Source organism: Brevundimonas sp., assembly GCF_035998205.1.
GTDB lineage: Bacteria > Pseudomonadota > Alphaproteobacteria > Caulobacterales > Caulobacteraceae > Brevundimonas.
In genome coordinates this window covers 138,849-163,126 of the sequence record NZ_DASYHT010000003.1, presented here as the reverse complement: position 1 = coordinate 163,126, position 24,278 = coordinate 138,849, and the positions used below count along the sequence as shown (strand labels likewise).

Genomic DNA, 24,278 nt, shown 5'->3' with positions numbered 1-24,278 from the left:
AGAAGCGCAACGCCGCCAAGGGCAAGGCTCCGGCCCCCAAGGCGCCGAAGGGCGACGCCAACAAGATCTCCGCCCGCGCCCGCCGCACGGCCGCCAAGGCCTGACGCTGGCCGCCTGCGGATGAAACGTGAGGGCGGCTCTCGCATGAGGGCCGCTTTTCACCTATCTGACGACCTCCAGAGTCGTGGGGACGCGTAATGGCTTCGGCCGCTGAACAACTCGCCGCCAATATGAACATCGGCTCGTTCGCGCGTGCGACCGAGCTGCACAAGCGCCTGCTGTTCACGCTGGGCGCGCTGCTGGTCTACCGCATCGGGACCTACGTCCCGATCCCGGGGATCAACTCCGAGGCCTTCCTGCAGTTCTTCCAGAACCCGGACGGCCAGCGCGGCATCCTCGACATGTTCAACATGTTCTCGGGCGGCGCCGTCGAACGGATGGCCGTGTTCGCCCTGAACGTGATGCCCTACATCTCGGCGTCGATCATCGTGCAGCTCATGGGCGCGGTGTATCCGCCGTGGGAAAAGCTGCGTAAGGAAGGCGGCGAGGCTGGCCGCAAGCAGCTGAACCAGTACACCCGCTACCTCACCGTCCTGCTGGCGGTGGCGCAGTCGTTCGGCATCGCCGTCGGCCTGAACGCCAGCCAGGGGCTGGTGGACTCGCCTGGCCTGTTCTTCATCGCCACGACCGTCGTGACCCTGACCGGGGGCACCATGTTCCTGATGTGGCTGGGTGAGCAGGTCACCAGCCGCGGCGTCGGCAACGGCATCAGCCTGATCATCTTCGCCGGCATCGTGGCCGTGTTGCCGGGCACGATCGCCCGTCTGCTGGGCCTGGCGCAGGAAGGCCAGATGTCGGCCTTCGCCCTGCTGTTCATCGCCATCCTGGCGGTGGCCACGATCGTCTTCATCGTCTTCATGGAGCGCGCCCAGCGCCGGCTGCTGATCCAGTATCCGAAGCGCCAGGAAGGCAACCGCATGGCCGGCGGAGAGCGCTCGTTCCTGCCGCTGAAGGTCAACACCGCGGGCGTCATCCCGCCGATCTTCGCCTCGTCGCTGCTGCTGCTGCCGGCCACGGTGGCGCAGATGACCGCCAACGCCGACCTGCCGGCCTGGATGGGCTGGCTGCCGGCCCTGACCGGTCAGCTGAACCACGGCCAGCCGCTGTTCATGGCGCTGTATGCGGCCCTGATCATCTTCTTCTGCTTCTTCTACACGTCGATCACCTTCAATCCGGAGGACACGGCGGAGAATCTGCGGAAGTACGGCGGCTTCCTGCCGGGTATCCGTCCGGGCAAGCGCACGGCCGAGTACCTCGACTATGTGCTGACCCGCCTGACGGTGATCGGCGCGGCCTACATCACCCTGGTCTGCCTGCTGCCCGAGTTCATGGTCGCCCAGATGGGCAACAGCCTCTACTTCGGCGGCACCTCGATCCTGATCGTGGTGTCGGTGACGATGGATACGGTGGCCCAGATCCAGTCTCACCTGCTGGCGCACCAGTACGAGGGGCTGATCAAGAAGGCCAAGCTGCGCGGTCGTGGCGGTCGCGGCGCACCGACGCCCGTGCGGCGCTGACGCCCTGAGCGACGGAGGGGGACGATGAACCTGATCCTGTTCGGGCCGCCGGCGGCCGGCAAGGGCACCCAGGCCAAGCGGCTGGTCGAGCAGCGCGGCATGGTCCAGCTGTCGACCGGTGACATGCTGCGCGCGGCCATCGCCTCCGGCTCCGAGCTGGGCGAGCGGGTCAAGGGCATCATGGCCCGCGGCGATCTGGTGTCGGACGAGATCGTCATCGCCCTGATCGAGGAGCGTCTGCCGGAGGCCGAGGCCGCCGGCGGGGCCATCTTCGACGGCTTCCCCCGCACCGTGGCCCAGGCCGAGGCGCTGGACCGGATGCTGGCCGGTCGCGGCCGCCAGATCGACAAGGTCGTGCGTCTCAAGGTCGATGACGCCGCCCTGACCGAGCGCATCGCCAAGCGCTTCGCCGAGCAGGGGCGGCCCGACGACAACCCCGACAGCTTCGGCGTCCGTCTCGACGCCTACAACCGCAACACCGCGCCGCTGCTGCCCTACTACGAGGCCCAGGGGAAGCTGGTGGAGCTCGACGGCATGGGCTCGATCGAGACCGTCGCCGCGGGCATCGACGCCGCCCTCGCGGACTGATCGCGAGCTCCGGCGGGCTGCGCTGGAGCCGGATCGGTTGGCCGACGTTCATCCGCTGCGTGCTGGAATGATGTCATGCGGCCATGGCCCGGAACCCTCCGTGACCCGCCCGGCGCCCGACGCCGGGCTCTGCTGGCGACGGTCGTCGTCGGCCTCCACGCGCTCGTGCTTGCCGCCGTTTCCATTCGCGAGCCCGCCGCGCCGCTGATCCCGCCGCCGGTCATCGACCTGATCCTGACGCCCCCCGTGCCGCCGCCGCCGGTGGAGGCTGCCCCGGCGCGCGAGAGCGGCGGTGGCGCGCCCGCGGCCCCGAGCCGCCTGCGCACGCCGGAGCCGCAGCCGACGCCGGTGACGCCCGAGATCCCGCCGCCCGTGGCCCAGGCCCCGGCGCCGGCCCTGACCGTCGGCGTCGCCCCGGCGGCGGCGGCCGAGCCCGGCTTCGGCCTCGGCGGAGAAGGTCAGGGGCGAGGGGAGGGGACCGGTCCCGGTGACGGACCGGGCGCCGGCGTCCGCACGCCGCCGCGCAACCTGCGCCAGCCCGCCCTGCGTGAACTGCGCGCCTTCCATCCGCCGGAGGCGCTGCGCCGCAACGTCTCCGGCCTCGCCGTCGTCAGCTGCCGGATCCGCGCCGATACCCGGCTCGACGACTGCCGCGTGCTGGAGGAGGCGCCCGCCGGTCAGGGCTTTGGCGCCGCCGGGGTGCGGGTGGCGACCGAGCTGTACCGTTTCCGGCCGGCGCTGGAGGACGGTCGGCCGGTCGATTCGGTGCGGGCGGTGATCGAGCTGGCCTTCGGCCGCAACGCGCCCCGCCCGCGCGGTGACTGATCAATGAGCCTGTCGGGCCGCGACCCGTTGACGCCCGGTGAATCCCCTGTATAACGCCCGCTTCCGCGAAGGGCGCGTCACGCTCCAGGTCTGTCGACCGGAGCGTTTTATGCGTCTGAACACGCGCATCTGGAGACATTCGTGGCCCGTATCGCTGGCGTCAACATCCCGACCAACAAGCGCGTTGAGATCGCGCTGCAGTACATCCACGGCATCGGCCCGGCGGCCGCCAAGTCGATCACCGAGAAGGTGGGCATCGAGGCGGCGCGTCGCGTGAACCAGCTGACCGACGCCGAGATCCTGCAGATCCGTGAGACCATCGACCGCGACCACACGGTCGAGGGCGACCTGCGTCGCGAGACCTCGATGAACATCAAGCGGCTGATGGACCTGGCCTGCTACCGCGGCCTGCGTCACCGCAAGGGCCTGCCGGTGCGCGGTCAGCGCACCCACACCAACGCCCGCACCCGCAAGGGTCCGGCCAAGCCGATCGCCGGCAAGAAGAAGTAAGAGAAAGACCTGACCGATGGCCAAGGAACCGGGTCGCGTTAAGCGCCGCGAACGCAAGAACATCACCTCGGGCGTGGCGCACGTGAACGCCAGCTTCAACAACACCATGGTGACCATCACCGACGCCCAGGGGAACGCCATCTCCTGGTCCTCGGCCGGACACATGGGCTTCAAGGGCTCGCGCAAGTCGACGCCGTACGCCGCCCAGATGGCGGCCGAGGACGCCGGCCGGAAGGCCGCCGAACACGGCGTGAAGACCCTGGAAGTGAACGTCTCGGGCCCCGGTTCGGGCCGCGAGTCGGCCCTGCGCGCGCTGCAGGCCGTCGGCATGACCATCACGACGATCCGCGACGTGACGCCGATGCCGCACAATGGCTGCCGTCCGCCGAAGCGCCGTCGCGTCTAAGCGTCTCGCGTCACCCCTATTCCCGCCGGTTCCGCGCGCCTGAGCCCAGGCCCGGAGCCGGCGAAACCCGTTTCGAGGGACATCCATGATCGAACGTAACTGGCAAGAGCTGATCCGTCCCGAGAAGCCGCAGATCGACGCCGGTTCCGACCCGCTGCGCAAGGCGCGCCTGGTCGCCGAGCCGCTCGAGCGCGGCTTCGGCGTGACGCTCGGCAACGCCCTGCGTCGGGTGCTGCTGTCGTCGCTCCAGGGCGCCGCTGTCACCGCCATCCAGATCGACGGCGTGGTTCACGAGTTCTCGTCGCTGGAAGGCGTGCGCGAGGACGTCGTCGACATCGTCCTGAACATCAAGCAGCTGGCCCTGCGCATGCACGCCGAAGGGCCGAAGCGCATGACCCTGCGCGCCACGGGCCCCGGCCCGGTGACCGCCGGCCAGATCGACGTCCCGGCCGACATCGAGGTGCTGAACCCCGATCACGTCATCTGCACCCTCGACGAGGGCGCTTCGGTGCGCATGGAACTGACGGTCCAGACCGGCAAGGGCTATGTCGCCGCCGAGTTCAACCGTCCGGAAGACGCCCCGATCGGCCTGATCGCGGTCGACGCCCTCTACTCGCCGGTCAAGCGCGTCGCCTATCGCGTCGAGCCGACCCGTCAGGGCCAGTCGCTCGACTACGACAAGCTGATCATGGAAGTTGAGACCAACGGCGCCGTGTCGCCGGTGGACGCCGTGGCCTACGCCTCGCGCATCCTCCAGGACCAGCTGCAGATCTTCATCACCTTCGAGGAGCCGAAGGCCGCGGTCGAGGCGCAGGACGGCAAGCCCGACCTGCCGTTCAACCCGGCGCTGCTGAAGAAGGTCGACGAGCTGGAGCTGTCGGTCCGTTCGGCCAACTGCCTGAAGAACGACAACATCGTCTACATCGGCGACCTGATTCAGAAGACCGAGGGCGAGATGCTTCGCACCCCGAACTTCGGCCGCAAGTCGCTGAACGAGATCAAGGAAGTGCTGGCGACCATGGGCCTCAGCCTCGGCATGGACGTGCCGAACTGGCCGCCGGAGAACATCGAAGACCTCGCCAAGAAGTTCGAAGACCAGATCTGAGTTCAACCCCTCCGCCCTGCGGACCTTCGGGTTCGCGGCAGGGGCGGTTAGAATGAGATAGGCCCCAGGTCCGGCATCGCCCGGAAACCAGGGTTGAGTAGGAGAGACCCCGATGCGCCACGGCGCCGCCCATCGCAAGCTCGGCCGTACGGTCAGCCATCGCCAGGCCATGTTCGCCAACATGGCGGCCAGCCTGATCAAGCATGAGCAGATCACCACGACCCTGCCCAAGGCGAAGGAGCTGCGGCCCTTCGTCGAGAAGCTGGTGACGCTGGCCAAGCGGGGCGACCTGCATGCCCGCCGTCAGGCCATCAGCGCCGTCCGCGACGTGCCGCAGGTCGGCAAGCTGTTCGAGACGCTCGGCCCGCGTTACGCCGAGCGCAACGGCGGCTACATCCGCATCATGAAGGCCGGCTTCCGTCGCGGCGACAACGCCCCGATGGCGGTGATCGAGTTCGTCGACCGCGACGTCTCGGCCAAGGGCCAGGACTCCGGTCCGGTGCAGGACAACGGCTTCGAGGATGACGCCGCCGCCTGATCGGGTGATCGGGTTGGGATTTCGGGCCGGCTGGAGTGCTCCAGCCGGCCCTTTTTCTTGGCGATCGTTCCGAGGTCAGTCCGTCGGGGCTTCCGTGCCCGCCTGCACCTTGCCCAGCATCCGGTCGGCGATCTCGCCGGCCTGGCTCGCCGGGTTCCGCTGCCGCAGGTCCGCGTCATAGAGGGCAGCCAGATAGCTCCGGTCCCAATCGGTGAGGCCGCCCGGCGGATCGGAGACGTCGAACAGGTCCAGAATGGTCGGCACGCCGAACGGCCCCGGTTCCGGCGTGATCTGGACCAGCGCCACGAGGGCAATGTAGTCGGCCAGCTGGGGCAGGGAGACGCCAGCCGCGCGCTCGATGTCGACGATGATGTGGGCCCGGCGCAGATCGTTGCGAACATTGGTCCGCAGCAGACCTTCGCCCCTGACGTACGGGGCCTGTTCCTCTCCCGGCAGACGCACGGCGACGGCGCCGGTCTCCGCATCCACGGGCATGGCCACATGCCACCACCGCACCGGACGGTTGCTCGAAACAAAGCGGTCAAGCGCCGCCCGCGAGCCCGCGCTGCCCGCATAGTCGGGCCGGAAGGCGTTCGGGCTTTGCGCGACCAGGGCGGCCGCCAGCGCCGGGGCGTCAGAAGCGCCGATGATGGTGATGTTCGACGCACATCCCGGCTCGCCCACCCTGAGCCCGACCTCGGTCGCCACGGCGGAGACGCGGTCGATCAGGGCCTGCGCGATGTCGGACCGGAAGTTGACCGCCCCGACGCAGACCCCTGAACGCGCTTCCCAGCGCGCCGGTCCCCGGCCCGGCGGGGGCGCCGTAATGCTGTCGACAAACGTCTCGACCTGGCTCTGCGTGCGCACCCCCGTAACCACAACTTCGTCGACCTGGGTCGGCGGGGCCTGCGGCGCGGCAGTCTGCGCCGCAGTTGCGCCCGGGAGCGTCAGGAGGAGGATGGCCCAAGCTGCGGCCCTGGCCATCGCCGCTTATTCCTTCGACAGGTCCTGACGCTGGAACAGGGCCAGCGCGCCCGCCAGTGGCAGTACAGTCCAGCCGATCAGGCTGAGCCAGGCCTTGAGCGGCAGCAGGCCGGGGTCGGCGAGGGCCACGGCGGTCGGGTCCAGCAGCCCTTGCAGCGCCGCGAGGGCCGCGCCCGGGCTGGCCAGCAGCACGATCCAGCTGTCCGGGGCCTGCCCCATAGCCCCCAGCAGGTTAGGGGCGAGGAACTGGGCCACCCCCACCGCCAGCGGCACGAACAGGGCGGCCATCAGCGAGCGGGTGGCGACGGCGGCCAGCAGCCCCAGCATCAGGAACTGGCTGACCCGCAGGGCGGCCAGACCCCACAGGGCAAACAGGGTCCCGACCTCGCTCCCGTCGAGGCTGAAGCCGAGGGTGCGGTTGAAGATGACGCCGCGGATCACTTCGGAGCTCATGGTGGCGGCGGTCAGCACGACCATGGCGATCAGGCTGAGGCCGGTCACCACCAGCACCTTGCCGATGACCAGCGGGATGCGGCCGTTACGGGGGCGCAGCAGCCGCCAGGTCTCCCAGCGATAGTCGCCGGCGTAGACGGTGGCGGCCCCGATCAGGGTGAACAGCAGCAGGCCCGGCCCGGCCAGGTTGCCGGCCGACTGCAGCAGGGACTCGCCGAGGTTCATCGGGCCCGAGACCAGCATGGCCTTGAGCTCCGGCGGCGCGTCCGTGTCGGCGGCGAGGCGCTCCATGTTGGACTTCATCACCCAGGCCGCCAGCACTCCGAACACGAGGGTCAGGATCGGCAGGAAGACCACGCTCCAGAACCAGGTGGTGCGGCTGTGAATCAGGCGAAACGCCTCGGCGCGGGTTGCGTCAGCCCACATGGGACACCCCCTGGATCGGTTCGGGCGCCCGTTCGACGCCGGTTTCGCTGAAGAACACACCCTCGAGGTCGGCGCCGACCCAGCGGGCCTCGCTGATCTCGACCCCGGCCTCGACCAGGGCCCGGATCAGGGCCGGGGCCTCGTCGCGGGGGATGTCGGCCAGCACCGCGTCGCCCTCACGCGCGCCCTTCGCCCCGAGGGTGTCGAGGATGCGCGCCAGCGGCGTGGCCTGCAGCCGCAGCCGTTCGCCCACGGCGGTCAGCTCCGACACCGCCCCTTCGCGCACCAGCCGGCCCTTGTTGAGGATCGCCACCCGGTCGCACACCCGCTGCACCTCCAGCAGCTGGTGGCTGGCGAGGATCACCGTCACCCCGTCGTCGGCGGCGAGCGAGCGGATCAGGGCGCGCATCTCCTGGATGCCCGGCGGGTCCATGCCGCTGGTCGGCTCGTCGAGGATCACGAGGTCGGGGCGGTGGAGCAGGGCGGCGGCGACGCCGAGGCGCTGCATCATGCCGACCGAGAAGCCCCGCACCCGCCGGTCGGCGGCGGCGGCGAGGCCGACCCGGTCCAGCCAGCGGGCGATCTCCGCCGCGTCCGGCGACAGGCCCTGGGCCCGGGCCATCCAGCCCAGCACCTGGCGGGCGGTGAGGAAGGGGGGAAAGCGCGGCGTCTCGATCATCGAGCCGGTGCGGCGCAGGGCCCCCGGGGCGGCGATCGGCCCGCCCAGCACCTCGGCCTCGCCCGCGGTCGGCCGGATCAGCCCCAGAAGGATGCGGAACAGGGTCGACTTGCCCGCGCCGTTGGGCCCGAGCACGCCGTAGATGCCGCCCTTCGGAATGGTCAGGTCCAGCCCGTCCAGCGCCTTCACATCGCCGAAGGTCTTGGTCAGTCCGCGTGTCGCGATCACCGCTGTCATGGGCGCCCCTCCCGTTTCGCGCGTATCGGGCCCCGCTTCGACCCCGCGGGTCAAGCCGTCGCGGGGGCGTCGCAGATTAAGAATAGGCAACCTCACCTGTTCCGGAGTCGCCCTGCATGTCCCGTATCCTGTTCGCCTCGCTCCTCCCCGTGCTCGCCGTCGCCCTCGCGTGGCTGCCCGTCACAGCCGCCTCCGCCGGTGAAGCGGAACCGCGGGGGCAGGCGGTTGCGGTGTCCGATCTCCGGCCGCTGGCGCCGCTGACGATCCTGGTCTCGATCGATGGCTTCCGGCCGGACTACCTGCAGCGGGGGGCCACCCCGACCCTGTCGGCCCTGGCGGAGGGCGGGGCCCGCGCCGCCATGCGGCCGTCGTTCCCGAGCGTCACCTTCCCCAACCACTACACCCTCGTCACCGGGCTCCACCCGGACCGCCACGGCATCGTCGGCAACGCCTTCATCGATGCGGAGCTCGGTCGCTTCAGCATGGCCCGCAAGGAGACGCCATGGTGGGACCAGGCTGAACCCCTCTGGGTCACCGCCGAGAAGGCCGGGCTGACCACTGGCACCATGTTCTGGCCAGGGTCCGAGACCGAGATCCGCGGCGTGCGCCCCACGCACTGGCGCGAGTTCGATCAGGATCTGTCGGGCGAAGCGCGCGTGGACCAGATCCTCGCCTGGCTGGACGGGCCGCAGCCCCCGGCCTTCGCCACCCTCTATTTCGACATCGTCGACTCCGCCGGTCACCGTCACGGCCCCGATGCGCCGGAGACCACCGCCGCGGCGGCCGAGGTCGATGCGGCGATGGCCCGGCTGCTGCAGGGGCTGGAGGCGCGTGGCCTGGACGCGCGGACGCATCTGGTCGTTGTCGCCGACCACGGCATGGCCGCGACCGACCCGTCACGCGTGGTCTGGCTGGACCACCTCGTCGATCCGGCGGCGCTGGAGATCATCTACGCCGGCGCTGCGGCTTTCCTTGAGCCGGTCGCGGGACGCGAGGCCGAGGTTGAGGCGGCGCTGGTCCGGCGTCATTCGCACGCCGAGTGCTGGACCCGCGCCACCATCCCCGCGCGGCTGGCGCTGGGCCGCAACCCGCGCGTCTCGTCCATCGTCTGCGCGGCGGAGCCGGGCTGGCTGCTCGCCACCCGCGCCCGCCCGGTGACACGCGCCGGCGGGGCCCACGGCTATGATCCCGCCGCCCCGGAGATGGCGGCCCTGTTCATCGTCCATGGGCCCGCCATCCGGCCCGGGACGGTGCTGGAAAACCTCGATAGCGTCGACGTGCACCCTTTGCTTGGTCGCCTGCTCGGGATCGCTGTGCCGGCCGGCGACGGTCGCCCCGAAGACACCCTGCCGGCCATGATTCCGTAAGGTGCGGGCCTTGAAGACGCCGGAAAGCGGCGCAGATAGTCTGGCATGATCGCCCACCCGAGGATGATGTCCGTCATGAAGACCAGCTCCGTCGCGCTCCTGCTCGCCCTGTCGGTGGCCGCCTGCGGCCAGGCCGGGGAGACCAGCGCCCAGGACGGGGTCTTCGCCGGGGCCGAGCGCGTCGTGCCGGGCGACGCCCTGTCGATGAAGGCCAGCTTCGCCCCCGTGGTTCGCGAGGCGGCCCCGGCCGTGGTCAACATCTCGGCGCGCGGGGTGCAGCGCGTGCGCGACCCCTTCTGGGGCCTGCCCGCCGGCCAGCGCCAGACCGGCTCGGTCGGCTCCGGCGTCATCGTCCGGCCCAACGGCGTGGTGGTGACCAACAACCACGTCATCCAGGGCATGAGCGAGATCCGCGTCATCCTCAACGACCGGCGCGAGTTCCCGGCCCGGGTGGTGCTGGCCGACGAGCGCTCGGACATCGCCGTGCTGCAGCTGCAGGGGGTGGACGAAGCCCTGCCGGTGCTGCGCATCGACGATCAGGAGGAGCAGCAGGTCGGCGATCTGGTGCTGGCCATCGGCAACCCGTTCGGGGTTGGCCAGACGGTGACCAACGGCATCATCTCGGCGCTCAACCGCACCGAGACCGGCATCTCGGACTCCGGCTCCTTCATCCAGACCGACGCCGCGATCAACCCGGGCAACTCGGGCGGGGCGCTGGTCGACATGGACGGCGACCTGATCGGCATCAACACCGCCATCTTCTCGCGCACCGGCACCTCGTCGGGCGTCGGCTTCGCCGTGCCGGCCACCATGGTCAAGCGGGTGGTTGACTCCGCCGTCGGCGGGGCCAGCGCCGTGATCCGGCCGTGGCTGGGGGTGCGGGGCGAGAGCCTGTCCGCCGACGCCGCCCGCAGCCTCGGTCTCGAGCGGCCGCAGGGGCTGGTGATCACCGACGTCTACAGCGGCGGGCCCGGCGACCGGGCCGGTCTCGAGACCGGCGACATCATCACCGCCGTCGACGGCGCCGAGGTCAATGACCAGGGCGGCCTGAACTTCCGCGTCGGCACCCGCGAGCCGGGCAGTGCGGTTGAGGTCACCGTCCTGCGCGACGGCCAGCCCCGCACCCTGCGCGCCCGCGTCGAGCGCCTGCCGGGCGAGGCCGATGTCGAACGCGCTGTCACCCTCAGCCGCGGCGTCTTCGCCGGGGCGCGGGTGCTGGCGCTCAACCCGGCCCTGGCCGACAGCCTCGGCGGCAACCCCTTCGCCTCCGGCGTGATCGTCGCCGGCGTCGAGCGCGGCGGCTACGCCCAGCGCACCGGCCTGCGCGGCGGCGACATCATCCTGCTGCTGAACGGCCGCCAGGTGACCGCCGTGGACCAGCTGGCCGCCGTGCCGCCGGGCGCCGAGGTCACCATTGAGCGCCGCGGCCAGCGCCTGACCGGCGTGGTGCGGTGACCGACATTGGGGGGGCAGGGAAGGGATGAAGCCGGACGACTCCTGAGCCGCCGCGGCGTGTTCGGGCTTGCTGCTTCGGTAGCCGTTCTCGGCCTGCAGGGCCCTGCGGCGATCGCTCTGGCTTCGGACCCGGCCCGGATCCTTTGGGACGGCGGTCTCCCTGTCGCCATCGCGGCCTTTGCCGACAAGGTCGCCATCGCCGACACCTACCGGAACGAAATCCTTCTGTTCATCGACGATCGCGAGGTGTTTCGCGTCCAGGGGCAGAGCAATGGCTTTGTCTCCCCTCCCGGGGCGGGAAGCTGCTTGATGCTGTTCTCTCCGGATGGTCGAGAGCTGGCCTGGGTTGAACGGACCAATGACCGGGGCGTGCTGCGGATTCTCGACATCGCCATGCGCCAGGTCCGGGAATACGATGTTGAGTTGCCGATGCCGCCGGGGGTCGATCTGTTGGTCTGGCAGAATGGCTACGCGCTCGTCTCCCTGTTTGGCGAGCGGCGGCATGTTGATCGTATCGGGCGTCTCACCCGACCGCCGGCGCTGCCGCGTCTCGCCGTCCTCGCCGTGGTCGATGGCGCAGAGTGGCGTCTCTTCGAAGCGTCAGGCCGGGTGGCATTGCTGGGCCCCGGGGCGGAGGCCCCCGTGCTGCTCCCGTTCGGCCGGCGGCCTTCGCAGGCGGTCGGGCAGGGGGGATTGATCGCGATCGAAACGCCGCCCGCGCCGGAGGATCATGCCCGTGGGCGAACCGGACTGGTGCATGTGATCCGGCTGGCCACCCCCTGGGAACCCACTGTGGCGACGCTTGAGTTCCACCCGTCGCGTGAACGGGTGGCGCAACTGGGATGGACATCGACCCATCTGCTGGTCCGGCTGGTAGGCGGAGAGCTGAGGGGCTATCGCATCTCTGACTGGAGCCTTGACTGGACGATCGATCCGGGCGCGCCGGGCGGCGCCAACTTCGCTGTCGGTGACGGGGTCGTGTATCTGACCACGACGCACAGCGTGCTCCGCTTTCCGCTTCCGCCCGGCTGACGGGCCTGGCGCGCGAAAGTGCGTTGCGCCGGGGCGTCGGGTTCGCTATCGACACCGCCTGCCGGAGACGTGGCCGAGTGGCTGAAGGCAACGGTTTGCTAAATCGTCGTACCCTGTAAGGGGTACCGAGGGTTCGAATCCCTCCGTCTCCGCCAGATTTACGCCCTATGGCGTTGATTTTCTTTGATAAATTTTGGGCTGGCGGGCTGCGTCCCTAACGTGCCCCCCGACTTAACGGCGGACAACGGTGAAGTCCGTGCCTTTAGATCGGCCCGTCTTCAGAAAAGTGGCTCGGTGGGAGCCTCGACCGGGCGGCATACGCCATCAAACGAGGTGGTACCCGTGAGGAGGCTTGTGCCTCGAATACGAAGCTCGCCGGTGAGTCGGTCAATCACGACATGGGGGCGGTTGCCCAAGCCAAGGACGAAGGAGCCCTCCATCTGTTCCCGCGTCAGCCTGAGGTCGTTCAGCGGACGCCAGCCTTCATCGCTGCGAGAGCGCATGTAGGGGACAAGCTCCTCAGGAAGGCGAATGCGCCCGGTATCCCCGAGGATTTCGACCATCACTCGAAGGTCCTTGGTGGTCGAAGAATGCACTGTAACGCGCCCGGTGCGAAACTCGCCGTTCTGGAAACCCGTCACGTTAGCCGTGTCAGTGGTTGGGACTTCACCGACCCCATCGCAAGCAAGGAGCAGTGCGGCAGCTTGGGCTAACAGCATCATGAGGCGTTCCCTTGGTACGTCGGTGGATGAGCTACGTTAGGGTCTGGTCTGATCTCCGACAACGCACGCCATGCACGCCCATACCGGCGTCCGGATTCTGCGATACCTAGCGCGTTGGCGAAACCTCGCGTCCATCTCCGTCAATGCCTCTCAGTGTCGGTCGCGGCCGGGCGCGTTGCACGGGCCATCGCCCTTCCCGTGATTTCAGCTATCGCTCTCGTCCGCCATCTGGTGCGAGGAGGCCGTATGGCGCGTTGCAAGTGTACGTTGATTGCCGATGCCTCGTATTCAGAAGAGCAATTTGATGACCCAGCCAGAACATTCGCATCGAGGAGGCGCAAATCATGTCCCCATCTTCTCTTCTCGGAGCGGCAGGCGAACACTATGCCATGTCACAGCTCCTCCGACGTGGTTTCATCGCTGCTCTCGCTCCCGTGGGTGTGCCGACGGCCGATATTGTTGTCACCGACGATATGGGCGAGCGGGCAAGCGCCATTCAGGTGAAGACCCGGCGCGAAATCGGGGCCGATGGTGGCTGGCACATGAAGGCGAAGCACGAGCTCATTCGCGGCGAGAGTCTGTTCTACGTCTTCCTTTCGTTTCCGAATGAGGCGGACCGACTGCCCGACGCCTTTGTCGTGCCGAGCGCCACGGTTGCTGATGTGTTGCGCCTGTCGCATCAGACCTGGCTCGCGAAGCCGGGCCGGAATGGACAGGCTCATAAGGATGGAGAGATGAGGCGGTTCTTGCCGAGCTACGCTCACCTGGGTTTGGGCGACGCCTTTGGCCCGGGTTGGCTCGAGCGATACCGAGATGCTTGGGACCAGCTTCAGGCGACGTAGCCTACTGGCGTTCGGCCATTGGACGGAGGCCCGCTCGCGCTGATCCAAGCCTTGAATTTGCTCGTCGAGCTCACTGCTCGAGGGCCAATAAGTTCGGCACACATGGCCTTGTTCCGTCTCCGCCAGACCTTCCCCGCCGCCGCCGCGCGCGTCAGGTGCGCCATTTCAGGGTCTGGGCTTCCACCGGATTGACGAAGGGGACGCCGTCGCGCTCGGCGCGGGCCAGGGCGGCCTTGGCGGCGAAGTAGAAGGCCGCGGGCTTGTCCGCGTCGCCGACGAACACCAGCGGCAGGTGCGGCGAGCGCCCCTCCAGCCGCTCGAGGATGCCCACGTCCTGGCGCAGGAACACCCGCCCCGTGGCCGACAGGAAGGGGTGCAGCAGGGTCAGCCGCCGGTCGCTGCACAGGATCAGGTTGCGCAGCACCACATGGCCCTCGCGCACCGGGGTGATGGTGGTCAGGTTGATCAGCTCGAAGCCCCTGGCCGTGACCCGCTCCAGCCGGATCGAGGGCAGGCGGAACTCGATCGTGACCCGCCGCTCCTGCTTCACCAGGTCGTAGACCGCGGTGGAGGCGAAGTCGTCCGCGGCCATGGCGGTGAAGCCGAAGGGGGAGGGGGCGTAGGCCTTGGTCTTCTCGCGGCGCCGGTCGGAGCGCCACCACCACGACCGGTGGATCATCGGCACATGGGCCGGGTCGACGAGGCCGAGCACCGCCTGGTCGTAGTCGGCCGTGGCGGGCACCTCGGAATAGGCGATGGGGAAGAGGGTGTCGCCGGGCGCGGGCGGCAGGGCTGGAAGCTCCGGATCGCTGTCTGCGGGCCGGGCCCAGACCAGACCGAAACGCGCCTGCAGGCGCCAGCGGCCGCTGTGGTCGACGGCCTCGGGATGGCCGGCCGCGTCAACGGTCCAGCCCAGGTGTTCCCCATGCAGTTGGGCCTTGCGGTGACGACCGCCGCTCCGGCGCAGCAGATCCACGGGATAGGCCGCCGCGCGTGGCGCGCCAAAGCGGCGATCACGCCCTCGCGACAGGCCGCCTGCCGGCGTGCCCCGGCCGGCCATGATCTCCCCGGTTCCCTCTGGCATTGGCCCCCGCCTCACGCCTGACGTCGTCTCGCGGTCTTCGCCACGATCATCCAGTCCTAGCCGAGGCGACCGCTGGTGCAAAAGGCGAAATCCCGCACGTGCGGCCATCGGGCTGGCGGCGAGACGGGAGCCGGGGCGCGCTTTGACCGGCCGAAAGGGGATCTGCGCCGCCCGTCGGGGCCGGCTCCATTTGCCATTGTGAACGCTCTCAAGACATGCTTGTCTGCGCTCAGGAGACGCAGATCTCGTGGAGGAAACCCCGGCCCGTAAGGGACCCGGCCCGCTATCGGCCCCGCAGGCCGCGGCGCTTCCTCGTGCGCGATCGCGTCATGGTGAACCCCCGGGGAGACCCTGCATGCGCGCTTCGACCTCGACCCTCGCCCTGAGCCTGGCGGCCGCCCTCGGCATGGCGTCCGCCGCCGTCGCCCCCGTCGCTGCCGCCCAGGCCGTGCCTGAGATGCCGGCGGCGGCCCGGGCCAACCCGGCCAACTGGCCGCAGGCCAGCTCGCCGGACGCCATGAGCGATGCGGCCACGGAAGCCTTCGTCACCGAACTGATGAGCCGGATGACGGTCGAGGAGAAGGTCGGCCAGACCATCCAGGCGGACATCGGCTCGATCACGCCGCAGGACCTGCTGACCTATCCGCTCGGCTCCATTCTGGCCGGGGGCAACTCCGGGCCCGGGGGCGAGGAGCGGGGCGATCCGATGGGCTGGGTCCATCTGGCGCGCGAGTTCCGCGCCGCCGTGGCGGCCCGGCCCGGGGCGCAGGTGCCGCTGATCTTCGGCATCGACGCGGTGCACGGCCACAATAACGTGGTCGGCGCGACCATCTTTCCGCACAACATCGGCCTGGGCGCGGCGCGCAATCCCGAGCTGATCCGCCGCATCGCCGAGGTGACGGCGCTGGAAGTCGCCGCCACGGGGGCCGACTGGACCTTCGGCCCGACCCTGGCGGTGCCGCGCGACGACCGCTGGGGTCGGACCTATGAGGGCTATTCCGAGGATCCGGAGATCCAGCGCCTGTACGCCGGGCCGATCACCCTGGGGCTGCAGGGCGAACTGCCGGCGGAGGGGGCCATCGCCCCGGGCCGCATCGCCGGTTCGGCGAAACACTATCTGGCCGACGGCGGCACCGAGGGCGGCCGCGACCAGGGCGACTATGTCGGCGACGAGCAGGGACTGATCGACATTCATCTGGGTGGCTACGTCCAGTCGATCGACGCCGGGGTGCTGTCGGTCATGGCCAGTTTCTCCAGCTGGAACGGAGTCAAGCACTCGGGCAACCCGACCCTGCTGCGCGACGTGCTGCATGGGCCGCTGGGCTTCGACGGCTTCGTGGTGTCGGACTGGAACGCCCACGGCCAGTTGCCGGGCTGCACCAACGAGAGCTGTGCCCTGGCCTTCAACGCCGGCATCGACATGTTCATGGCCCCCGACAGCTGGCGGCCCCTGTACGAGAACACCCTGGCCCAGGTGCGGTCGGGCGAGATCTCCATGGCCCGGCTCGACGAGGCGGTGCGCCGCATTCTCCGGGCCAAGGTCAAGGCCGGGGTGTTCCGCACCGAGCGGCCCTACGAGGGCCGGATGGACCTGCTCGGCGCGCCGGAGCACCGCGCCCTGGCCCGCCAGGCGGTGCGCGAGTCGCTGGTGCTGCTGAAGAATGACGGGGTGCTGCCGATCCGCAGCTCGGCCCGGGTGCTGGTGGCCGGCGCGGCCGCCGACGACATCGGCCAGGCCTCCGGCGGCTGGACGCTCAGCTGGCAGGGCACCGGAAACACCAACGCCGACTTCCCCAACGGCCAGTCGATCTGGGCCGGCGTCGCCGAGGCGGTCGCCGCCGGGGGCGGGGAGGCTGTTCTGAGCCCTGACGGGACCTTCGAGACCCGCCCGGACGTCGCCATCGTCGTCTTCGGCGAGCAGCCCTACGCCGAGTTCCTCGGCGACCTGCGCACGGTCGACTTCGTGCCGGAAGAGCCGCTGGAGACCCTGCGCCGGCTTCAGGCGGCGGGGATCCCGACGGTGTCGGTGTTCCTGTCCGGGCGGCCGATGTGGACCAACCCGGAGATCAACGCCTCCAACGCCTTCGTCGCCGCCTGGCTGCCGGGCACCGAGGGGGCAGGGGTGGCCGATGTGCTGGTGGGCGCCGCCGGCGGCGCGCCGCGCCATGACTTCCGCGGAACCCTGTCGTTCAGCTGGCCGAAGGACGCCAGCGGAGCTCCCCTGAACCGCGGCGACCCGGGCTATGACCCGCTGTTCGCCTATGGCTACGGGCTGAGCTACGCCGCGCCCGGCGCGGTCGGGACGCTGAGCGAGGACAGCGGCGTGACCTCGGCCGCCGGGGGCGCCGACGCCTACCTCGTGGGCGGCCGGATCCCGTCGCCGTGGTCGCTGATCCTCGCCGACGAGGGCGGCCAGCAGCGGCTCGGCGAGGATGTCTCGCGCGGCGTCAGCCCGCGCAACGGCGTGGCGGTGGCGCCGGTCGACGACCGCGCCCAGGAGAGCGCGCGCCAGTTCACCTTCCGCAGCCCGGCGACGGTCTCGATCTGGGGGCCGGCGGTGGACCTGCGGCGCGAGGTCAACGGCGATATGGCGCTCGGCTTCCGCTACCGGATCGATGCGGCGCCCGCGGGCCGGCTGACCCTCGGCTACGGCCAGGGGCGCGTGGATGTCACCGCCGACCTGACCGCGGACGAGGCCGGGGTGTGGCGCGAGTACCGGGTGCGTCTGAGCTGCTTTGCGGCAGAGCCGTCGCAGGCTGTCGAGACGCCGTTCAGCCTCGCCGTGGACGGGCCGGTCACCGTCTCCCTGTCCGAGGTGCGGCTGTATCCGGGCGCGGGGCCGCGGGACTGTCCGGGAAGTTGAAACACAGCGTGTTCGCCGGGCGCCGCCCGGCGGGCCAAATGGGGCCAAAACATGGTTGTGAACGCTCACAAATCGTGTTTTGCTCCATGTCAGGAGGCGCAAAGACCTTCAGGGTAGGAGTCCGGGAAGCGCCTTCTCTTCAGGGGAGTCGCTTGAGCCGACCGCGATCTTTCGCGGCGTCGCAGGTGCGTCTTCGCGCCGGCGCGACCTCTCCATCCTGATCGTTCCGCGTTCGGGATACCGCCGAGCCACGGCGGAGGGGAGGAGAGCAATATGAGACCCATGAAGATCACGCGGCTGGGCGCCTTGCTGGCGACCTCGGCCCTTGCCCCGGTCGTCCTCGCGGCGCCGGCCCTGGCTCAGGACCCGGTGTCCGAGGTCGAGGAAATCGTCATCACCGGCATCCGCGCCTCGCAGGAGCAGTCGATCGACATCAAGCGCGACACGGTCGCGATCGTCGACGCCATCTCCGCCGAGGATATCGGCAAGCTGCCGGACGTGACCGTCGCCGATGCGCTGCAGCGCATCGCCGGCATCCAGGTCCAGCGCAACGCCGGCGAGGGCGCGACCGTCAACATCCGCAGCCTGCCGCAGGTCGTGACCCTGCTGAACGGCGAGCAGTACCTGAGCCCCGGCAACCTCGGCTCGGCCCAGCCGAACCTGAACGACGTGCCGTCGCAGCTGATGAGCTCGCTGGTCGTGTTCAAGTCGATGGATCCGCGCAACGCCCTGTCGGGCATCTCGGGCACCATCGACCTGCGCACACGCCGGCCGTTCGACTTCAGCCCCGGGACGACCATCGCCACCACCGCGGAGTACGCCACCGGCGAGCGCACGCGGCAGGACGACTATCTGTTCAACGGCCTGGTCAACTGGCGTGGCGACCGCTTCGGCGTGATGGCCGCCGGGGTGATCAGCGAGTCCAACCTCGGAAACAACTATTCCGGCGTCGGCGGCGGGGTGTTCGGCAACAATGACTGGGGCGGGGCGGGCCCGAACTGGATCGCGCCGCACGGCTACGAGAGCTTCAGCCGCACGGTGGAGCGCCAGCGCATCGGCCTGAACGGCGCTTTCCAGTGGGACATCGAGGACGGCCTGACCCTGACGGCCGAGGTCTTCTACACGAAGCAGGAAGAGTACAACCGGGCCGCTGGTCTCAACATTTCGAACCGCTGGAGCGCGCTGAACTGGACCACGCCGACCGCCTTCACCCCGACCGGGGTGAACGGCAGCAACGGCCAGCCCTGGTATGACGTCACCGAGTACGACCTCGACGTCTGGTGGATGAACTCCTTCACCGTCAACCGGGCCACCGAGAACGAGTCGACCAACTTCAATCTGGAGCTGGACTACGACAAGGGCGGGCCGTTCAGCTTCAGCTTCCGCGCCATCCATGCCGACGCCTCGCTGCTCAGCATGAACGGCCAGGTTCAGGGCGACCTGTCCAACTGGCAGTACTCGCCGGACCGTCAGTTCACCCTGTTCCGCGACGCCAATGACCGCACCCGCGGGCCCTTCTATCCGGCCAGCATCGCGGCCCAGTATCCGGGCCAGTTCTCCAACAGCGTGGTCGGCTCGAACGGCGGGCGCTACATCAATCCGAACCCGCTGGGCTATGCCGGTGACCCGCTGGTCGGCCTGAACATCGGCGGCTCGAAGACGGTCTGGAGCCGCTTCGACCAGCAGATCGGCGGCGGACTCGGCGCCGGCCGCACCCTGACCGACTACATGTCGAACCTCGACAGCTATGCGGTCGCGGCCTTCTCGTCCGAAGGCAACCAGGCCAACGAGTCGACCCTCGACGTGGCCCGTCTCGACGGCGCCTATGAGTTCGACACGCCGCTGCTGGGCTTCATCAACCGCATCGACGTCGGCGGCCGCTACTCGAACCGTGAAGTGGAGATCGAGAACTTCCACCTGTTCTCGGACTTCTACGGCGGCAACGGGGCGTCCGACGCCAACGGCTGCTCGGTGCAGTGGAAGGCCATCGACGTGGTGATGAACCAGAACCAGTGCCGCGCCGGCGAGTTCGTCTCCAACCCGGCCTACAATCCGGCGCTGGCTCTCGGCACGACGCCCGGCAACTGCGGCGACGGCAACGCTCCGAACACCCCGACCTGCTTCCAGGGCTATACGGTCAACCGTCCGACCAAGCTGAACACCCACAACAACGTCTTCTTCCTCGACAACTACGGCTCCATCACCCAGGGGCTGCCGGGGGTCTGGGTCGTCGATCCGCGCGACTTCGACGATGTGGTGGCCTTCCACGAGCGCGTGTTCGGCAGCGCCTACCGGGTCATCATCCCGGGCAACACCTACGGCGTCGGCCTGCAGGAGAGCAGCTTCTACCTGAACTCCAACATCGGCTTCGGCGCGCTGAGCGGCGACGTCGGCGTCAAGGTTGTCCGCACCGAGCTGGACGTGCGCCAGAACCTGACCGGGGAGACCCGCAACTACGGCGACACCAACCAGGACGTGGGCGACACCTTCGCCACCCGCGCCTACTACGACTACCTGCCGTCGGTGAACCTGGCCTATGACTTCAGCGACCGGCTGCGGCTGCGCTTCGGTTACGCCAAGACCATGATCCCGCTGGATCTCGGCAACTATGGCGGCGGCGTCACCATCCAGACGGCGGACTCGGTCGGCCCGACGCCCGACAATCCGACGGCGCCGCCGGTCGGGGTGCGCCAGGTGACCGGGGCCTCGGCCAACGGCAACCCGGACCTCGATCCTTGGCGGTCGGACAACTACGACCTCAGCCTCGAGTACTATCTGGGTCGCGGGACGCTGTTCAACATCGCCCTGTTCCGGCTCAACATCGACAGCTTCGTCACGCGCGCCACGGTGCTGGACGGCCGCTTCCCCGACCAGGACGGCGTGATCCGCCGGACCGTGCCGGTGAACCGTCCGGTGCAGGGTGACGGCGGCGAGCTGCAGGGCGTCGAGATCGGGGCCAAGCTGGCGCTGAGCGACATCCTGCCCGACGCCGGCGTGTGGTCGAACTTCGGTTTCGACGGCAGTTTCACCTACTCGGACAGCTCGCAGAATGCCCAGAGCATCTCGGGCGAGGACCTGCCGTTCCCCGACAACTCGAAGTACTCGTACAATGCGGCCGTCTGGTACCAGGACGAGCGGCTGCAGGTGCGCGCCGCCTACAACTATCGCACGCCGCGCCTGTCCGGAACGTTCGGGGCGATCCCGATATATCAGGACACCGCGCAGTACCTCGACGTGAACGTCACCTACGACGTGAACGAGGACATCGCCGTCTACTTCAACGGCTCGAACGTCCTTGGCGAGATCGAGGAATACTATCTGGAGTTCGAGCCGGGGGCGGAGCAGTTCCACTCGCGCAACCAGTTCGAGCCCCGCTACTCGCTGGGCATCCGCGCCCGGTTCTGAGACCTCTTCCTGAGCAACTGGCCGGCGGGGCAAGTCTCCGCCGGCCGACTTTTTCAGAAGGACGGAACAGGGCAGAGTGGGGTGATGACGGAGCCGGAGCGGATCGGGCGCGTGGTGATTGCCGGCGGCGGCACCGCCGGCTGGATGACCGCGGCCGCCCTGACACGCCGTCTTGGCCCGACCGGGGTCAGCGTCACCCTGATCGAGTCCTCCGACATCGGCACGATCGGCGTCGGTGAAGCCACCATTCCGACGCTGCGCCGCTTCTACGCCCGCCTCGGCCTGACCGACGCCGAGGTGATGGGGGCCACCGAGGCCACCTGCAAGCTCGGCATCCGCTTCGAGGGCTGGTCCGGCGCCGGCAGCGCCTTCCTTCACCCCTTCGGCCTCTATGGGCAGGACCTCGACGGGGTGGGCTTCCATCACTACTGGCTGGCGGACCGTGCCCGGGGCGCCGAGGCGCCGCTGGCCGCCTACAGCCTCGGGGCCAGCCTGGCCGAGGCCGGCCGCTTCACCTTGCCGTCACCGAACCCGCCCTCCAGCCTGTCAGTGTTCGACTGGGCCCTGCATCTTGACGCCAGCCGCTTCGCCGCCTTCCTGCGCGCTCATGCGGAGCGGGGCGGGTGCCAGCGCATTGACGCCCGCATCGACGGCGTGCGCCGCGACCCGGCCGGCGACCTCGCTGCCGTGGTGCTCGACGATGGCCGAGAGATCGCGGGCGACCTGTTCATCGACTGCTCCGGCTTCCGCGCCCTGCTTCTCGGCGAGGCCTTGGCCGAACCCTATGAGGACTGGGGTCGCTGGCTCCTGTGCGACTCCGCCTTCGCCGTGCCGACGGAGAATGCGCCCGACGAGGCGCCGCCGCCCTTCACTCGCGTCACCGCCCGCAGCGCCGGCTGGCAGTGGGGCATTCCCCTGCGCCATCGCGCCGGCAATGGCCTGGTCTTCTCAAGCGCCCATCAGGACGACGCCGCCGCGCGCGACGAGCTGATGGCGGCCCTGCCGGGCGCGCCGCTTGCGGAGCCGCGCCGGATCGGCTTCCGGCCCGGTCGCCGGCGTCGCGCCTGGGTCGGCAACTGCGTGGCGGTGGGGCTCTCGGCGGGCTTCCTCGAGCCGCTGGAATCGACCTCCATCGCCCTGATCGAGACGGCTATCGAGCGGCTTCTCGGGCTGTTCCCGGGCCGCGTCATCGACCCGGCGCTGCGCGACGAGTTCAATGAGCAGACCGCCGAGGAGATGGAGCGGACCCGCGACTTCATCCTGCTGCACTATCTGCTCAGCGACCGCGACACGCCCTTCTGGCGCGACGCCCGCGCCGTCACGCCGCCGGACAGCCTGGTGCGCAAGCTGGCGGTCTGGGACGCCCGCGGCGAGTTCGTCCGCTACCGTTGGGAGATGTTCCATCCCGCCAGCTGGCTGGCCATCTACGACGGCTTCGGCCGCTATCCGCGGATGCTCGACCCCGCCGTGGCCGCCGTTGACCCGAGCCGCCTGTCGCAAAGCCTCACAGCGCTGCGCGCGACCGTCGCGCGCGCCGTCGCCGCCACGCCCCCGCACGCCGACTTCCTCCGCCGCCTCGACCGCGAGATCGCTGCCTGACCATGGAACGCCGCCCTCTCAAGAAAGTCTGCATCGTCGGCGGGGGCACTGCCGGCTGGGTCGCCGCGGCGGTCATGGCCGAGCATTTCCGCGGCAAGCTGTTCGAGATCGAGCTGGTCGAGTCCGACGACATCGGCACGATCGGCGTGGGCGAATCGACCGTGCCGCCCTTCCTGCAGCTGCTGGCCAAGCTGGGGATCAACGAGCAGGACTTCGTCCGCGAGACCCAGGCCAGCTTCAAGCTCGGCATCGAGTTCCAGAACTGGTCGGAGAAGGGCGAGCGCTACTTCCATCCGTTCGGCGAGGTCGGGGCCCCGGTCGGGCTGACGGACTTCTACCAGGCCTGGCTGAAGGCCCGCGCCCACGGCTATCCGCACCCGTTCCAGGACTTCGCCCCGGCCAGCGTGATGGCGCGGGAAGGGCGGTTCACCCTGCCGCACAAGATGCCGGGCACGCCGGTGGCCACGGCCAGCTACGCCCTGCATGTGGATGCGAAGCGCGTCGCCGCATTCCTGCGCGCCTTCGCCGAAACGCGTGGGGTGACCCGCACCGAGGGGATCGTCGACGAGGTGCAGACCCGGGCGGACGGCTTCGTCGATCGTTTGCGCCTGCGCGACGGCCGCGAGGTCAGCGCCGACTTCTTCATCGACTGCTCCGGCTTCCGGGCGCTGCTGATCGGCAAGACCCTGGGCGTCGGCTACGAGGACTGGTCGCACTGGCTGCCGTGCGACCGGGCCATCGCCGTGCAGACGCAGAATGTCGGCCCGCCGCCGCCCTACACCCTCGCCCAGGCCCAGGACTTCGGCTGGCGCTGGCGCATCCCGCTGCAGCACCGGGCCGGCAATGGCTATGTCTTCTCCAGCGCCCACCTCTCGGACGACGAGGCGACGGCGGTGCTGCTTCGGCAAGTCGAGGGGGCCCCCGTCGCGCCGCCCATGGTGGTGCCGTTCCGCACCGGCATGCGCGAGCAGATCTGGCATCGCAATGTGCTGGCGATCGGTCTGGCCTCGGGCTTCATCGAGCCGCTGGAGTCGACCGCGATTCATCTGATCTACCGCGGCATGGACTTCTTCTTCCGCTACCTGCCGGACGCCGACTGCGACCCGGCGCTGGCGGCAGAGTACAACCGGCGCATGCGGGCGGATTACGAGGAGATCCGCGACTTCATCATCCTGCACTACTGCACCACCCGGCGGGAGGACACCGCCTTCTGGCGCTATGTGCGGACCATGGAGCTGCCGCCCGAGCTGCAGCGCAAGATCGACCTGTTCAAGGTCAATGGCGCGCTGGTGGAGGGGCTCGACGCCCTGTTCCGGGATGTGAACTGGCAGTCCGTTCTGGACGGCATGGGGATTGTGCCGCGCTCCTGGAATCCGCTCGTGGACCGTCTGCCGTTCGAGCGGGTGGGACCGGAGTTCGACCGCGCCCGCCAGACGCTGGAGACCTTCATTGGCGGGCTGGGCGGGCATGGGGAGTTCATCGCCCGCCATTGCGCCGCGCCGCCGCCGGAACCGCCGGCCCGCGCCGCCTGATCCGGCGGATCGGCTTGCCTGGCGCGCCCCCGGCCTGACACAATGGTCG

The 24,278-nt window shown here is 69.5% G+C and carries 20 protein-coding genes and 1 tRNA gene; 16 read left to right on the top strand and 5 right to left on the bottom strand.

Translation table 11 applies throughout. The features are described from left to right. Positions 1–197 precede the first annotated feature (197 nt). The 7 genes from secY to rplQ all read left to right on the top strand — a co-directional run bounded on the left by secY (position 198) and on the right by rplQ (position 5,549). On the top strand, positions 198–1,577 hold the full coding sequence (secY, locus tag VGN74_RS02605) for a preprotein translocase subunit SecY (RefSeq protein WP_327445796.1): 1,380 nt from the start codon (positions 198–200) through the stop codon (positions 1,575–1,577). A 24-nt stretch (positions 1,578–1,601) separates the two neighbouring features. Further along, on the top strand, positions 1,602–2,165 hold the full coding sequence (locus VGN74_RS02600; RefSeq protein ID WP_327445795.1) for an adenylate kinase: 564 nt from the start codon (positions 1,602–1,604) through the stop codon (positions 2,163–2,165). Between the two features lie 165 nt (positions 2,166–2,330). Continuing rightward, positions 2,331–2,990 (top strand): energy transducer TonB, encoded by a 660-nt coding sequence (locus VGN74_RS02595; protein WP_327445794.1) that lies wholly within the window; start codon positions 2,331–2,333, stop codon positions 2,988–2,990. Positions 2,991–3,131: 141 nt separating this feature from the next. Beyond that, positions 3,132–3,500, top strand: coding sequence for a 30S ribosomal protein S13 (gene rpsM / locus VGN74_RS02590; RefSeq protein WP_327445793.1), 369 nt, complete (start codon positions 3,132–3,134; stop codon positions 3,498–3,500). 16 nt (positions 3,501–3,516) lie between these two features. Further along, the gene (rpsK, locus tag VGN74_RS02585; RefSeq protein ID WP_292113815.1) at positions 3,517–3,906 is read left to right on the top strand and encodes a 30S ribosomal protein S11; all 390 of its coding nucleotides are present in this window, start codon (positions 3,517–3,519) and stop codon (positions 3,904–3,906) included. An 85-nt stretch (positions 3,907–3,991) separates the two neighbouring features. Then, complete coding sequence (locus VGN74_RS02580; RefSeq protein WP_327445792.1) at positions 3,992–5,011, top strand: DNA-directed RNA polymerase subunit alpha; 1,020 nt, start codon at positions 3,992–3,994, stop codon at positions 5,009–5,011. A 112-nt stretch (positions 5,012–5,123) separates the two neighbouring features. Then, the gene (gene rplQ, locus VGN74_RS02575) at positions 5,124–5,549 is read left to right on the top strand and encodes a 50S ribosomal protein L17 (protein ID WP_327445791.1); all 426 of its coding nucleotides are present in this window, start codon (positions 5,124–5,126) and stop codon (positions 5,547–5,549) included. A gap of 75 nt (positions 5,550–5,624) precedes the next feature. On the opposite strand, the gene VGN74_RS02570 is transcribed toward rplQ, so the two are convergent. From VGN74_RS02570 to VGN74_RS02560, 3 genes are all read right to left on the bottom strand, one after another. Further along, positions 5,625–6,416 carry a hypothetical protein gene (locus VGN74_RS02570; protein WP_327445790.1) on the bottom strand — a complete coding sequence of 264 codons (792 nt, stop codon included), beginning with the start codon at positions 6,414–6,416 and terminating at the stop codon, positions 5,625–5,627. Positions 6,417–6,539: 123 nt separating this feature from the next. Then, the gene (locus VGN74_RS02565; protein ID WP_327445789.1) at positions 6,540–7,412 is read right to left on the bottom strand and encodes a hypothetical protein; all 873 of its coding nucleotides are present in this window, start codon (positions 7,410–7,412) and stop codon (positions 6,540–6,542) included. Then, positions 7,402–8,328: an ABC transporter ATP-binding protein gene (locus VGN74_RS02560; protein WP_327445788.1), complete on the bottom strand. Its 927-nt coding sequence runs from the start codon at positions 8,326–8,328 to the stop codon at positions 7,402–7,404. Before VGN74_RS02560 ends, VGN74_RS02565 begins: the two co-directional genes overlap by 11 nt. A 116-nt stretch (positions 8,329–8,444) precedes the next feature. On the opposite strand from VGN74_RS02560, the gene VGN74_RS02555 reads away from it, so the two are divergent. The 4 genes from VGN74_RS02555 to VGN74_RS02540 all read left to right on the top strand — a co-directional run bounded on the left by VGN74_RS02555 (position 8,445) and on the right by VGN74_RS02540 (position 12,337). Beyond that, positions 8,445–9,695, top strand: a complete 1,251-nt coding sequence (locus tag VGN74_RS02555) for an ectonucleotide pyrophosphatase/phosphodiesterase (protein ID WP_327445787.1) — start codon at positions 8,445–8,447, stop codon at positions 9,693–9,695. A gap of 75 nt (positions 9,696–9,770) precedes the next feature. Then, positions 9,771–11,150, top strand: a complete 1,380-nt coding sequence (locus VGN74_RS02550) for a trypsin-like peptidase domain-containing protein (protein ID WP_327445786.1) — start codon at positions 9,771–9,773, stop codon at positions 11,148–11,150. A gap of 57 nt (positions 11,151–11,207) precedes the next feature. Beyond that, positions 11,208–12,182, top strand: coding sequence for a hypothetical protein (locus tag VGN74_RS02545; RefSeq protein WP_327445785.1), 975 nt, complete (start codon positions 11,208–11,210; stop codon positions 12,180–12,182). Between the two features lie 63 nt (positions 12,183–12,245). After that, a tRNA-Ser gene (locus VGN74_RS02540) sits at positions 12,246–12,337 on the top strand. Between the two features lie 123 nt (positions 12,338–12,460). Here the strand turns inward: VGN74_RS02540 and VGN74_RS02535 are convergent. Further along, the gene (locus tag VGN74_RS02535) at positions 12,461–12,904 is read right to left on the bottom strand and encodes a hypothetical protein (RefSeq protein WP_327445784.1); all 444 of its coding nucleotides are present in this window, start codon (positions 12,902–12,904) and stop codon (positions 12,461–12,463) included. Between the two features lie 389 nt (positions 12,905–13,293). Here VGN74_RS02535 and VGN74_RS02530 point away from each other — a divergent pair, with 389 nt between their 5' ends. Further along, the gene (locus VGN74_RS02530) at positions 13,294–13,746 is read left to right on the top strand and encodes a hypothetical protein (RefSeq protein ID WP_327445783.1); all 453 of its coding nucleotides are present in this window, start codon (positions 13,294–13,296) and stop codon (positions 13,744–13,746) included. Positions 13,747–13,897: 151 nt separating this feature from the next. Here VGN74_RS02530 and VGN74_RS02525 read toward each other — a convergent pair whose 3' ends face one another. After that, positions 13,898–14,830: a hypothetical protein gene (locus VGN74_RS02525; protein ID WP_327445782.1), complete on the bottom strand. Its 933-nt coding sequence runs from the start codon at positions 14,828–14,830 to the stop codon at positions 13,898–13,900. A gap of 355 nt (positions 14,831–15,185) precedes the next feature. Here VGN74_RS02525 and VGN74_RS02520 point away from each other — a divergent pair, with 355 nt between their 5' ends. The 4 genes from VGN74_RS02520 to VGN74_RS02505 all read left to right on the top strand — a co-directional run bounded on the left by VGN74_RS02520 (position 15,186) and on the right by VGN74_RS02505 (position 24,229). Then, positions 15,186–17,693, top strand: a complete 2,508-nt coding sequence (locus tag VGN74_RS02520; protein ID WP_327445781.1) for an exo 1,3/1,4-beta-D-glucan glucohydrolase — start codon at positions 15,186–15,188, stop codon at positions 17,691–17,693. Between the two features lie 273 nt (positions 17,694–17,966). Further along, positions 17,967–21,098 carry a TonB-dependent receptor gene (locus VGN74_RS02515; RefSeq protein ID WP_327445780.1) on the top strand — a complete coding sequence of 1,044 codons (3,132 nt, stop codon included), beginning with the start codon at positions 17,967–17,969 and terminating at the stop codon, positions 21,096–21,098. An 84-nt stretch (positions 21,099–21,182) separates the two neighbouring features. After that, positions 21,183–22,697, top strand: a complete 1,515-nt coding sequence (locus tag VGN74_RS02510; RefSeq protein ID WP_327445779.1) for a tryptophan halogenase family protein — start codon at positions 21,183–21,185, stop codon at positions 22,695–22,697. Positions 22,698–22,699: 2 nt separating this feature from the next. Continuing rightward, entirely contained in the window at positions 22,700–24,229 is a 1,530-nt protein-coding gene (locus VGN74_RS02505; RefSeq protein WP_327445778.1) for a tryptophan halogenase family protein, read from the top strand. Positions 24,230–24,278 lie beyond the last annotated feature (49 nt).

Coding starts and splice junctions, on each gene's coding strand:
- secY (WP_327445796.1), top strand. CDS start 198: ATGGCTTCGGCCGCTGAACAACTCGCCGCCAATATGAACATCGGCTCG.
- VGN74_RS02555 (WP_327445787.1), top strand. CDS start 8,445: ATGTCCCGTATCCTGTTCGCCTCGCTCCTCCCCGTGCTCGCCGTCGCC.
- VGN74_RS02535 (WP_327445784.1), bottom strand. CDS start 12,904: ATGATGCTGTTAGCCCAAGCTGCCGCACTGCTCCTTGCTTGCGATGGG.
- VGN74_RS02600 (WP_327445795.1), top strand. CDS start 1,602: ATGAACCTGATCCTGTTCGGGCCGCCGGCGGCCGGCAAGGGCACCCAG.
- VGN74_RS02565 (WP_327445789.1), bottom strand. CDS start 7,412: ATGTGGGCTGACGCAACCCGCGCCGAGGCGTTTCGCCTGATTCACAGC.
- VGN74_RS02505 (WP_327445778.1), top strand. CDS start 22,700: ATGGAACGCCGCCCTCTCAAGAAAGTCTGCATCGTCGGCGGGGGCACT.
- VGN74_RS02515 (WP_327445780.1), top strand. CDS start 17,967: ATGAGACCCATGAAGATCACGCGGCTGGGCGCCTTGCTGGCGACCTCG.
- rpsK (WP_292113815.1), top strand. CDS start 3,517: ATGGCCAAGGAACCGGGTCGCGTTAAGCGCCGCGAACGCAAGAACATC.
- VGN74_RS02580 (WP_327445792.1), top strand. CDS start 3,992: ATGATCGAACGTAACTGGCAAGAGCTGATCCGTCCCGAGAAGCCGCAG.
- VGN74_RS02525 (WP_327445782.1), bottom strand. CDS start 14,830: ATGCCAGAGGGAACCGGGGAGATCATGGCCGGCCGGGGCACGCCGGCA.
- VGN74_RS02550 (WP_327445786.1), top strand. CDS start 9,771: ATGAAGACCAGCTCCGTCGCGCTCCTGCTCGCCCTGTCGGTGGCCGCC.
- VGN74_RS02530 (WP_327445783.1), top strand. CDS start 13,294: ATGTCACAGCTCCTCCGACGTGGTTTCATCGCTGCTCTCGCTCCCGTG.
- rplQ (WP_327445791.1), top strand. CDS start 5,124: ATGCGCCACGGCGCCGCCCATCGCAAGCTCGGCCGTACGGTCAGCCAT.
- VGN74_RS02520 (WP_327445781.1), top strand. CDS start 15,186: ATGCGCGCTTCGACCTCGACCCTCGCCCTGAGCCTGGCGGCCGCCCTC.
- VGN74_RS02510 (WP_327445779.1), top strand. CDS start 21,183: ATGACGGAGCCGGAGCGGATCGGGCGCGTGGTGATTGCCGGCGGCGGC.
- VGN74_RS02560 (WP_327445788.1), bottom strand. CDS start 8,328: ATGACAGCGGTGATCGCGACACGCGGACTGACCAAGACCTTCGGCGAT.